Genomic DNA, 11,331 nt, shown 5'->3' on the forward strand with positions numbered 1-11,331 from the left:
CGGCTTCCAACCCCGCTGCCTGGTTCGGGTCCTGACCCCACCCCCCGCCGCAGCGGGGCTGATGGTTCCGCCGCCCTGGCAGCGGCAGACTTCCTCGTACGGACTACTCCTCCGGCGCGGCCTCGATCACCGGAAGGTGGACGGCGAGCAGTGTGACGTCGTCGTCCTGCTCATACCCAGCGAGCATGCCCTCCACAAAATACTGGAGCATCAGCTGTGGATCGCCCACCACCTCCGACGGCGCACGGGACGCCACGGCGACTAGTTCGTCGAGACCGGAGGCGACGGAGCGCTTCCGGTTCTCCACCAGACCATCGGAATAGAGCACCACGGTGTTACCGGGTTGGACGAAGAATTTGTGGTGGCCCCGCTCCGAGCGCACGCCGAGGGGCGTGTCCGGCTGCGTCTCCAGCAGCGACGGCTCGGTCCCTCCGGTGACCACGAGCGGCGGCAGGTGCCCGGCGTTGCTCAGGTCGATCTGGCCGGTCGAGGGGTCGAGCACGAAGTAGACGAGGGTGGTCACCTGGTCGACCGCCTCGGTGGCGTCGAACATCCGGTCCAGCCCGGTGAACACGTCGGCCGGCTCCGGCATGCTGAACGCGAGGGCGCGCAGCGCGTTGCGCACCCGGCTCATCCCGGTGGCGGCCTTGATGCCCTTGCCCATGACGTCGCCGAGCACTCCGGCGATGCGGCCGTCGGGCAGCGGGAAGGCGTCATACCAGTCTCCGCCGACCTGGACGTGCTGGGTACCGGAGCGGTAGAACGCCTGCATCCGGACGCCCTGCACCTCCGGCAGGGCTTCCGGCAGCAGGCTGGCCTGGAGCGCCTCGGCGGTGCGGTGCTCGCGCTCGAACAGGCGGGCCCGCTCCAGTGCCAGCGCGCACTGGCCGGCGAGGGCCTCCAGGAAGACCTTGTCGTCGTCGGAGACATCGCGGGCCGCGGTGAAGGCGAACCGCAGCGCGCCGACCGGCGTGCCGCCGCTCAGCAGCGGAAGCGCGACCCAGCTGCGCTCGTCGGTGGCGGCGAGGAAGCGCTCCGCCTCGGGGTCCTCGCCGAGCAGTTCGCGCAGTGCCGCGGGGCCGCCGGCGATGCAGGGGCGCTGCTCGCGCACCGCCAGCGAGAGGATCTGCGGCAGGTCGCCGCCGCTGCCGCCGTCCTCGCCGCGCGGCGCAGAGCCGGCCCGGCCGATAACGCGGAGCCGGCTGCGGCCGTCGCCCAGTTCGGCGACGGCGGTGCGGTCGGCGCCGACGGCGGCCCGCCCGATCTCGCCCATCACCCGCACCACCTGCTCGACGGTGAGCGCCTCGGCCAGGTCGGCGGTGGCCTTCTGCAGCCGGACGGTGCGCAGTGCGGCCTCACCCAGCTGCTGGGTGAGGCGCTGGCGCATGTCGTCGGCCTCGTGCTGGGTGGTGACGTCGGTGTGCGCGCCGACCCACTCCGCCAGCTCCTCGCCGCGCATCATCGGCACCGCCCGGGACCGGAAGTGCCGGGCGTCGCCCGAGGGCGTGCGGACCCGGTAGGTCTCGTCGAACACGGCGCGGTCGGCGACCGCGTCGCCCCAGGAGCGGGTGATCCGCTGCTGGTCGTCCGGGTGCACGGCGGCCAGCCAGCCGTGCTCCAGGTACTCGGCCCGGCTCTGGCCGGTGATGGCGCGCCACTCGGGGCAGTCCTCTTCGATCGCTCCGTCCGGGCCGGCCGCCCACACGACCTGGCTGGTGGCCCGGAGCAGCGAGCGGTAGCGGTCCTCGGCGCGCAGCCGGTCGGACAGGTCGACCGCGATGAGCGCCACGCCCTGCACGGCGCCGCCGTCCCCGAAGGCCGGGAACCAGGACAGCGCCCAGCGGGCCGTGCTGCCGCCGGCGCTGGGGGCCGGCAGCGCACCGCCGGCGACCACCGGCTCGCCGGACAGGACGCGGGCGATGGCGGCCTCGTGCGCATCGGCGACCGCGCTGTCGGCGAGGACCTCACTGGGCACCCGGCCGGCGCACTCCTCTTCACTGCGGCCGTAGACGCGGGCGAGGGCCGGGTTGACCCGGCGGAACCGGGAGGCGGTGTCGAAGAGGGCGAAACCGAACGGCGCCTCGGCGAGGATGGTCGCCAGGAGGTCGGAGTCGGACGGCGACATGCGGGGGAGCGGGACGGACGTCTCGGTGCTCATGGGCGACACCTCCGGTGTCCTTCCCCGCGGGAGGGGGCTCGGTTGCACAGCGGGCGCCGGATTCTCCTTACGTACACGGTCCGGGCCGCACCGTGGCCGAGCGGCGCGGCACCGGTTCAGCATAGGCCACGCCCCCGGACGGCGTTCGCGCCGCGGAGCGGAGCGCGGAGGGGTCCGCGGATGGGGATCCCGGCCGCCGCTGACGGCGAAAGGCAAATGATACGCCGCGGTGCCGCCCCCGCGCCGTGCGTTCGGCATTTCGGCCGCCCCATTTCTGGCAGATTTCCGCTTTACGGCTGCAACCCCGTGCCGCGGACGCCCGGCACCGCCGCCGCCGGCGGCACCGCGCGCGGCGCGGAGCGCTGCGGTGCCGCACTTGTGGCGCGCCGGGGCGGCCCTCACCCGCCCCGGCCGCCACCCGCGCACCGGGCGCCTCCAGTGCACCGCCGCGGGCCGTGCGGCCAAGGGCCGCCCCGGCGCGGCGCAAAGGCTGGGCAAGGACTCGCAGAGCGGGGCTTGACACCCCGGTGCGAGGCAGTGAAATGGATGGTGGTCACCGTCCGACCCGCCGTCGAGAGGCGTGAGCGAGGATGCTCCAGACTGATCCCGTCGCCGACCTGGACCAGGTTGCGCGCCGCCTGAACGATGAGTTCGGCTCCCTGGCCCCGGGGCGCGTGCGCCGGTGCGTGCACGACGCCTGGAACTGCGCCGAGCACCTCGGCTACCGGGTCACCCCGGTCCTGGTGGAGCGGGTTGCGCGGGAGCGGCTGCAGGCCGCCGTGATGTCGGCGCCGCCGTCCGAGCGGTGCGCGGCGCCGCGCGCCGCAGACCACGACCTGCTCAGCTGAGCGGCGGGCCGCCCGGTGCCCTAGTCTCGGTCGGGTGCCCCTACCGCAGCCGCCCTCCGGACCCGCGCCCGATCCCGTCTTCGCGGAGATGCTGCGGGTCGCCCGCGCCCTGCTCGCCGTACGCGACCCGCTCGACGCCGAACTGGTCGTGGCGCGCATGCTGGGCGCCTGGTGGGGGCAGCACATCCCGGGCATGTCCGGGGACCGGGTCGAGCAGCACCTGACCGAGGGCCTCGTCGCGCACGCCGCGGCGTCCGGAACTCCGGCCGGGCTCGCGCTGCTCTCCGGTGTCGCGGCGCTCGGCGCCTCCGAGCAGGCGCGGGCGCTGGCCGGGCACGGCGTGGCCGCGCTGTCCGACCGGGGCGACCTGCACCGGCCGGCGTGGGCCGACCAGGTCGGCCGGGTCACCGCGGTTGCGGCGCACCGGTCCCGCGACCGGTTCGGCGACGCCGACGAGCTGATCTGCGTGTTCCGCCGCGGCGGCGCCGAGGCCGCGGACAGCGCCGCGGACGGGCTGCACGCGCTGATCGCGGTGGTCGACCACAACGCGGGCGGGGTGCTGCGCGACGCCTGGGTCACCGCGAAGGTCGAGCGCACCCTGGAGCACTGCCGCGCGGAGGCGTCCGGCAACCCGATGGCGCTGTTCGAGGAGATCGCTCCGGCGCGGGCGCGCACACTGCTGGAGCGGGCACTGGAGCGGACCGACCGCGTGGTGCGCGGCGGAGCCGACGACCGCCCGGCACGGCTCACCGCGGCGGGCGACGCGGAGCTGCGCTCGCCGTCGCTGGCAGCCCACCATGCGCTGCTGCGGTCCCGGCTGCGGTCGCTGCCGGCCGAGGAGCCCGCCTGCACCGGCCCGGTGTGGCGGCGCGACGCGCGGTCGATGCTCGCGGCGCGCTTCCTCGCCTCGGAGGAGGCGGCGGAGCTGTCCGACTCCTATGCGGCGAGCCGCTGCGTCGACCGGATCATCGGCTACGGCTGCGACGTCGATGCCGGGCGGCCGCTGCGGGTCAGCCCGCGCAAGGTGGAGACGTTCCTGCTGACCTGGCTGCCGCGCCGCGTGGTGCTGCTGCCGGAGGAGCAGGAGGCCATGCCGCACGTGCTGGGCGCGTGGATCCGCTGGGCGGGGCCGCGCTGCGGCCTTCCCGAGCCCGCGGTGGGCGCCTGCCTGGATGCGCTGTGGGAGTCGACCGGCGAGTTCGCCCGCGTCTACGACGACCCGGCGGCGGCGCTGGGCCTGGGCCGGCGCGAGATCCGCCGGCTGCTGCCCGACGGCGACCTGGATGCGCTGCCGCGGCGGATGTTCGCGTTCCCGCTGCTCGCCGGCGACCTGGTGGACCAGGCCGAGGACGCGTTCGACCCGATGACCCGGCAGGGCCGGCGCGCGCTGCTGCGCCTGGACCACTTCGGCGAGCTGGACGGCGGCCTGGACGGCGAGGAGCGGCGCGGCCGCCATTCGGTGGACGGCGGCCGGACCGGGCCGCAGCCGGCGGCGCCCCGGTCCGGCGGGGAGGACTCCCCCGCTCCCGGATCAGCGGAATCCCGCGGGGGCCGCGGGGCACCGGGGAAGGACGGTGCGGCCGGTGCGCACGGGGCGCCCGGTGCCGACGGTGCGCCGGCCGGCGCGGACCGCGGCGGCGAGCTCGACGCACACGAGCGGCTGGCGCTGCGGCTCTGGCACGGCGACCCCCCGGAGCTGTGGGCGGCGGCCGAGCGGCTGCTGGACCGCGGCCGGACCCGCCCGGACGTCCTCGCGACCCTGCTCGCCGCCCTGTCCAGCGGCGGCGACGCCGACCCCGCCCTGCTCACCGCCCGCCTGCGCGAGCTCTGACGCGCACCCGGCTTGCGGGCCCCCGCAGCCCCCGGCACCAGCTCCCGGGAAACCGGGCGCGGCGGCGGGGGGGTCGGCCCCCTGCCTGCCCACCGCGGCTTCCTCTGCTCCCCGCGCGCAGCGGGGCGCTGCGCGGCACCCTCCGGCGCCCGGCTCCCGGACGCCGGACGGCCGCGGACCGCGGTGCAGGCCCGCCGGCGGTGTGCGGTCCCGCGCTGCCGCCGGAGCACGGCGGCGCGTCCCGGTCCCCCGCGCCGCACGCCCGGCTGGGAGCGCGGCCGGATCGCCGGCGCAGACACGGCCGGCCCGGGGCGGAGGCCCGCAGGCCGGCGGGATGCGGAGGCGGAACCCGCCTCTCAGGGTTCGAGGAGGCGCTCGCGCAGGGCGTCCACGGTGCCGGCGGTGAGGCCGAGGCCGTCGGAGACGTAGCGGTCGAAGGTGCCGAAGGCGCGCTCGATCTCGGCGAAGGCCGTGGCCAGGTACTCGGGGCGGACCTCGATGATGGGCTCGACGAGGTCGGGGGCGACGCCGGCGTCCTCGGCCTGGCGGTAGACGGCGCGGCGGAGCCGGCCCATCCGGGCATTGCTGGCGAGGTAGTCCTCGAACACGGTGTCGCGGTCGGCGCCGAGCAGGGTGAGCAGCAGGGCCGCGCCCCAGCCGGTGCGGTCCTTGCCAGCGGTGCAGTGGAAGACCAGCGGCCCCGGGCCGGTGGCGGCGCGCTGCACCAGGGACGCGTAGCCGCGGTGCGCGTCGCCGGTGGTGACCAGGGCGCTGTTGACGGCGTGCATGAACGCTACGGCGCCGCCGTTGCCGAGGTGGCGGGCCGCCTCGGCCGGGTCGGTGAGGATGCGGTTGAGGTCGCCGCCGGTGGAGTGGTCGCCCTGCACGTCGAGCACGGCGTAGGTGGCGCCGTCCGGCACGCGGTCCGGCTCGGCGGTCCGCTCCAGCTCCGTGCGCAGGTCGAGGACCTGGCGCAGGCCGCTGCCGGAGAGGGCGGCGAAGTCGGCGTCGTCCAGCCGGGCCAGCGCGTCGGCGCGGTAGACGAGGCCGCTGCGCACGGTCGCTCCGGTCGCGGTGCGGTAGCCGCCGAGATCGCGGAAGTTGGGCAGAGTCCGGTAGGGGGCCACATGGTTTGTCACCCCAGTGACGATACCGCCCGGTCGGTTCCGGCGGGAGCGGCGGGCTCCCGCGGCAGCCGGGCGCTCAGCCCGAGTGGGCGGCCAGGAGCGCGGGCACCTGCTCGCTGGCTTCGCGGACGTCCTTCACGGTGTCCACGCCGCGCCAGAAGCCGTCGATCCGGTAGCCGAAGAGGCGGCCCTCCTCCGCCAGGCGCGGGAAGGTGGACGACTCGTGGTCGCCCTTCTCCGGAAGCAGCCCGGTGAGCTCCGGCTCGAACAGGTAGACGCCAGCGTTGATCCAGAACGGGAGCAGCGGGCTCTGGGTGAAGCCGCCGATCGCGCCGGCGTCGTCGACGTCGACGATGCCCCAGCTGGTGCGGTACTGCGCCAGCGCGAGGGTGCCCAGGCCGCCGCGGGCCCGGTGGAACGCGGCGAACTCGTCCAGCGGGAACCAGGTGAGCACATCGCCGTTGAGCGCGAAGTAGCGCTCGCCGGTGCGCAGCCCGGTGGCGGCGTAGCGCAGCGCGCCGCCGCGGCCGAGCGGCTCGTCCTCCACGAGCAGGGTGATCTCCGGCCCCTCGGTGCGCTCGGCCAGGTGCTCGCGCAGCACCTCCGCCTTGTAGCCGCAGGAGACCACCGCGTGCTCGACCCCGTAGCCGGCCAGCCACTCCAGCTGGTAGTCGATGATCGGCCGGTCAGCCACCTCCACCATCGCCTTGGGGCGGGTGTCGGTGTAGGGGCGCAGCCGGGTCGCCTGGCCTCCGGCGAGGATGACGGCCTCACGCACGGGCGCGGTGCTGGAACTCATGCAGCGGACCTTAGCAGGGCACTCGGCCGCGTCAGCGCCGGACCGCGGGCCCGTACCGGCCACCGGATTCCCGCCCCGCCGGCCCGTCCGGCCGACCGCCGTCCGCCGCAGCCCGCCGCCGGCGAGGGGCGGATCAGCCCTGGGTGACCTCGGCGTAGGCGCCGCGGACGTCGGCGCTGGTGATCCGGGTGAGGTCGGCCGCGGTCGCCTGTTCACCGCGCTCCTCGGCGACGCGCACGTCGCGGTGCGAGGCGGCCTTCTCGTAGAGCGAGCGGGCGAACCGGCCGTTGCCCATCTCGTCGACCCACTCCTCGGCGCAGATGTGCTCGAAGATGCGGTGCAGGTCGGTGCGGGCGGCCGGGTCGAAGGCGTCACCGGTGCCGGCGGCGACCGCGTCGGCGATCTCGGTGAGCTGCTCGGCGGTGTAGGAGGGGAAGCTGACGCGCACGTTGAACCGGGAGGCGAGTCCGGCGTTGCTGGCGAGGAACCGGTCCATCTCCCCCGGGTAGCCGGCCAGCACGATCACCAGCCGGGAGCGGTCGTCCTCGGCGCGCTTGAGCAGCGTCTGCACCGCTTCGGCACCGAACGCGTCGCCTCCGCTGTAGCCCGGGTTGGACAGCGCATAGGCCTCGTCGACGAAGAGGACGCCGCCGAGCGCCTTGTCCACCAGCGCGTTGGTCTTGATGGCGGTCGCGCCGAGGTGCTCGCCGACCAGGTCGGAGCGCTGCGCCTCGACGACGCCGGTACGGCTGAGCAGGCCCAGCGCGGCGAACACCCGGCCCAGCACGCGCGCCACCGAGGTCTTGCCGGTGCCGGGCGGGCCGGAGAACACGAAGTGGCGCATCGGCGGCTGGGCGGGCAGGCCCTGCTCGGCGCGGAGCTTGGCCATCCGCAGCTGCGCGGCGATCGAGCGCACCTGGCTCTTCACCGGGTCCAGCCCGATCATCGCGTCCAGCTCGGCGAGCGCCTCGGCCAGGTCGGGCGCCTCGCCGAAGCCGGGCATCCGGGCGGTGAGCTGGCGGTAGGCGGAGGCGATGTCGGGGTCGCGGACGGTCACCAGTTCGCCGGGGGCGAGTGCGCCGCCCTCCCCCGCGGTGACGACGCGCACGTCGCGGGCCTCGGCGGCCTTCTCCACCAGCGAGCGGGCGAACCGGCCGTTGCCCAGCTCGTCGACGGCGCCGCGCCGCTCGGCCTCGTCCAGCCGGCCGCGGAGCGCATCGGCGGCGGGGGCGTCCAGCACGTCGCCGCGCACCTCGAACCGGCGCTCGCAGATCCGGAAGAGCTCGTCGGCGGTGTAGGAGGGGAAGGTGACGCGGGTGGCGAAGCGGGAGGCAAGGCCCGGGTTGGAGGCGAGCAGGCGGTCCATCTCCGACTCGTAGCCGGCGAGCACGATCACGACCTGGTCCCGGTCGTCCTCGGCGCGCTTGAGCAGCGTCTGCACCGCTTCGGCGCCGAACCGGTCGGCCTGCCCGTCGCCTTCGTTGACCAGCGAGTAGGCCTCGTCGATGAAGAGGACGCCGCCGAGCGCCCGGTCCACCAGCGCGTTGGTCTTGATGGCGGTCGCGCCCAGGTATTCGCCGACCAGGTCGGAGCGGTGCGCCTCGACGACGCGGTCGGTGGGCAGCAGGCCGAAGGAGTGGAAGATCGTGGCGAGGGTGCGGGCGACGCTGGTCTTGCCGGTGCCGGGCGGGCCGGAGAACACCAGGTGCCGCAGCGGCTTGTCGACGGTGTAGCCGGCATCGGCGCGCAGCCGCGCCGCCTCGATGGACGCGGCGATCGCGCGGACCTGCTGCTTGACCGGACCGAGGCCGATCATGTCCTCCAGCCGGGCCAGCGCCTCGTCGACCGGGAGTGGCTCGCCGGTCTCCTCGGCGCCGCCGCTCTGCGCCGCCGGAGCGGCTCCGGCGGTGCCGCGCTCCGCCTGCCGGGGCGCGGAGCCGGTTCCGGCAGACGCCGCGGCCGGGCCCTGCGCAGCACCGCCGCCGGCCGGGCCCATGCTGCGCCGCAGCCGGTAGGCCGCGGCGGCCCTCCAGGCGAGTGCGGTGGCCGCCGCGGCCGCCGCGGTGACCAGGCCGAGGCCGGCCGGCGCACCGCCGGAGATCATGCCGGCCAGGCCCACGGCGAGGCCGAGGATGAGCGCGACGAGCAGGGCGAGCAGCGTGGTGTGCCAGACGGGGTACTCGCGGATCCGCGACGCGGCGACGGTCACCAGGATCGGCACCAGCGGTAGCAGGAGCAGTACGCCGCGGTCGGCCACCGGGATGGGGATGCTCAGCAGGACTGAGGCGAGGATGAGCCAGCCGAGGCAGACGAGGGTGGTGGCGACGGCGTCGACCGAGTGCATGGCCGCCGCGAAGATCGAGAGCGCCGCCAGTACGGCGGCGACGGTGGGGAAGACCGGCACCTGCAGCAGGAAGGCGGCCAGTGCGGCGGCCGCGAGGATCGCGACGGCGATGGTGGCGCGGGTGCGCGGAGGGCGGGCGCGGTAAGCGGCGCGGACCCGCTCCAGAGCGCTGTGCTCTCTCGTCTGGGCCCCTGCCCGGGACCCGTTGTCGCGCGGCATCCGGCCCCTCCCTTCCCCATTGGCCCGTCCCATACTGCCGCGAATCCCTTCCGCTGCAGAACCGGCCGTGCCCGCTCTTCGGCGTGTCGCGGCACCGGCACCGCCCGCGGCGCCCGCCGGAGGCGCCGTCCGGCACCGCCCGCGGCGCCGCGGATACCGCCGGTGCGCCGGCCCGCGCCCGTCCGGGCGGCGGGCACGCGGGCGGCTGCGGCGCGGTCCGGCCCGGCCACCGGACACGGGCCACACTGTCCCAGGTCGGCGGCGAGCGCCAGTCCGGAAGGCCGCCGGATCAGCACGGTCTGCCCGCGCAGGGCGCGGCAGCAGCGTCCTCCGCAGCGGGCCCCTCCCCCCACCGCGGCGACCGGCGCGCCCTCCGCCGACCGCGCGGGGGCCGCACCGGAGCGGACCGCCGGGTCGGCGGTGGGCCGACGCTCCGCGCAGCGCCGCGAAGCGGAGCGGGCCGGGGCAGCCCTCGCTCCGGTCCGCACCGGCCCGGGTCCAGCCAGGGGCCGCCGGTCCGCGGCGGAGCAGTACGGCCGCGCCGGGCGCCAGCGTGCGCCCTCCGGTTCGGCGGCGCTCGCCGCGGACACCGTTGCCCACCGTGCACCGGGAACCGGCCCGGCGCGGGTGCTGCCCCGAAGGGTTCGAAGGGCTCATCGGGGCGCAGGCGGGGGCGGTGGAACGGGCAGCCGCGGACGGGCCAGGTCGTCCCGCGGCAGCGGAGCAGCCCTCTGGCAGACCGGCCGCCCGGCCCTCACGCTCCGGTCCGTACCGGCCCGGAGCGCAGCGAGGGGTCAGAGCAGCGCGGCCTGTCCGGCAGGGCCCGGCTTGGGGCGGCGGAGGTGGCGCCAGCGGGGCAGGCCGTCAAGGTAGGACCAGGTCATCCGGTGGTAGGGGGTGGGGCCGTGCTCGTCCAGGGCGGCCCGGTGCACGGGCGAGGGGTAGCCGGCGGCGGTAGCGAAGCCGTAGCCGGGGTGGTCGGCGTCGAGCCCGGCCATCCAGCCGTCCCGCTCGACCTTGGCCAGGACCGATGCTGCGGCGACCGTGGCGGAGGTCAGGTCGGCCTTGACGGCGGTGCGCACCCGCCAGGGGCGGCCGACGAAGTCGTGCGCACCGTCCAGGATCACCGCATCGGGGCGGACCGACAGGCCGTCCAGGGCGCGGCGGGCCGCCAGCCCGAGGGCGGCGGTCATGCCGAGCGCGTCGATCTCCCCGGCCTCGGCGCGCCCGAATGCGTGGTCGGCCACCCAGCCGCGCAGCTCCGCGGCCATGCCGGTGCGGCGCTTGGCGGTGATCCGCTTGGAGTCGGTGAGGCCCTCGGGGAACGGTGCCGGCCCGGCCACCGCGGCGCAGACGAGCACCGGACCGGCCCACGCGCCGCGGCCGACCTCGTCGACGCCGGCGATACGGGCGGAGCCGCCCGCCGCCAGCTCCTCTTCCAGGGCGAACCCGGGCGGCTCTGCCGCGGCTGCAGACGTGGTCACGCGGCCACCCTACTGCGGCCCGCAGCCGCGCCCGCACCGGTGCGCAGGCCGCCGGCCTCGGGCGCCAGGGCGTGTGTGGTGTGGCGTTCGTCGCGAGCGGTGTCGGCGGTGCACCCGCCGCACGGCCGGCGAAGGAGTCAGGGCGGGGTTTCCCTGTCGAGAAGAGGAGAACGCCGCGAGGGGCGTGCCAGGGCGCCGCGCAGCAGGGCAGTTGTCCACCCAACACGCCCTAAGCCCCGGGGCGCCCCGAACCGGCGGGTGCGCCCGGACACTCCGGATAGCGGGCGGGTGCGGCACTGCGGCGGCGCCGGGGCGGAGGATCGCGGTCGGCTCCGGGCGCGTCCCGGGCCGCACCGGGCAGGGCGACGGAGGGAACGCGGTGGCGGTCGCGGAGGCGCACGGCGCGCGGAACGGGCCTCTCTACGACGGGGCAGCGCTGGTGCTGCGCTGCGCGGCGCTGCTGGTGGCCGCGGAGGCGGCGCTGGCGGCCGGCGCCCTGCCGGGGCCGCGCGCGGCGCTGC

General features: G+C 76.4%; 7 protein-coding genes. 2 read left to right on the plus strand and 5 right to left on the minus strand.

The annotated features are described in order from the left end of the window. Positions 1-103: 103 nt before the first annotated feature. Entirely contained in the window at positions 104-2,158 is a 2,055-nt protein-coding gene (locus ACYVGT_RS24220; RefSeq protein WP_460862689.1) for a SpoIIE family protein phosphatase, read from the minus strand. 590 nt (positions 2,159-2,748) lie between these two features. Here ACYVGT_RS24220 and ACYVGT_RS24225 point away from each other — a divergent pair. Then, positions 2,749-3,006, plus strand: coding sequence for a three-helix bundle dimerization domain-containing protein (locus tag ACYVGT_RS24225; RefSeq protein WP_460862692.1), 258 nt, complete (start codon positions 2,749-2,751; stop codon positions 3,004-3,006). An 88-nt stretch (positions 3,007-3,094) separates the two neighbouring features. After that, positions 3,095-4,837, plus strand: a complete 1,743-nt coding sequence (locus ACYVGT_RS24230) for a hypothetical protein (protein WP_460862704.1) — start codon at positions 3,095-3,097, stop codon at positions 4,835-4,837. Positions 4,838-5,193: 356 nt separating this feature from the next. Here ACYVGT_RS24230 and ACYVGT_RS24235 read toward each other — a convergent pair whose 3' ends face one another. The 4 genes from ACYVGT_RS24235 to ACYVGT_RS24250 form a co-directional block, all read right to left on the minus strand. Further along, positions 5,194-5,976, minus strand: a complete 783-nt coding sequence (locus tag ACYVGT_RS24235; RefSeq protein ID WP_460862695.1) for a tyrosine-protein phosphatase — start codon at positions 5,974-5,976, stop codon at positions 5,194-5,196. Between the two features lie 64 nt (positions 5,977-6,040). Then, positions 6,041-6,763 carry a nucleotidyltransferase family protein gene (locus tag ACYVGT_RS24240; RefSeq protein WP_460862697.1) on the minus strand — a complete coding sequence of 241 codons (723 nt, stop codon included), beginning with the start codon at positions 6,761-6,763 and terminating at the stop codon, positions 6,041-6,043. 133 nt (positions 6,764-6,896) lie between these two features. After that, on the minus strand, positions 6,897-9,326 hold the full coding sequence (locus ACYVGT_RS24245; RefSeq protein ID WP_460862699.1) for an AAA family ATPase: 2,430 nt from the start codon (positions 9,324-9,326) through the stop codon (positions 6,897-6,899). Between the two features lie 794 nt (positions 9,327-10,120). Then, positions 10,121-10,810 carry a ribonuclease HII gene (locus tag ACYVGT_RS24250; protein ID WP_460862701.1) on the minus strand — a complete coding sequence of 230 codons (690 nt, stop codon included), beginning with the start codon at positions 10,808-10,810 and terminating at the stop codon, positions 10,121-10,123. Positions 10,811-11,331 lie beyond the last annotated feature (521 nt).

Source organism: Nocardiopsis coralliicola, assembly GCF_054779695.1.

What these genes read in the sequence shown, in the direction of transcription:
- ACYVGT_RS24220 (WP_460862689.1), bottom strand. Translation starts at nt 2,158, where the DNA reads ATGAGCACCGAGACGTCCGTCCCGCTCCCCCGCATGTCGCCGTCCGAC.
- ACYVGT_RS24225 (WP_460862692.1), top strand. Translation starts at nt 2,749, where the DNA reads ATGCTCCAGACTGATCCCGTCGCCGACCTGGACCAGGTTGCGCGCCGC.
- ACYVGT_RS24230 (WP_460862704.1), top strand. Translation starts at nt 3,095, where the DNA reads ATGCTGCGGGTCGCCCGCGCCCTGCTCGCCGTACGCGACCCGCTCGAC.
- ACYVGT_RS24240 (WP_460862697.1), bottom strand. Translation starts at nt 6,763, where the DNA reads ATGAGTTCCAGCACCGCGCCCGTGCGTGAGGCCGTCATCCTCGCCGGA.
- ACYVGT_RS24245 (WP_460862699.1), bottom strand. Translation starts at nt 9,326, where the DNA reads ATGCCGCGCGACAACGGGTCCCGGGCAGGGGCCCAGACGAGAGAGCAC.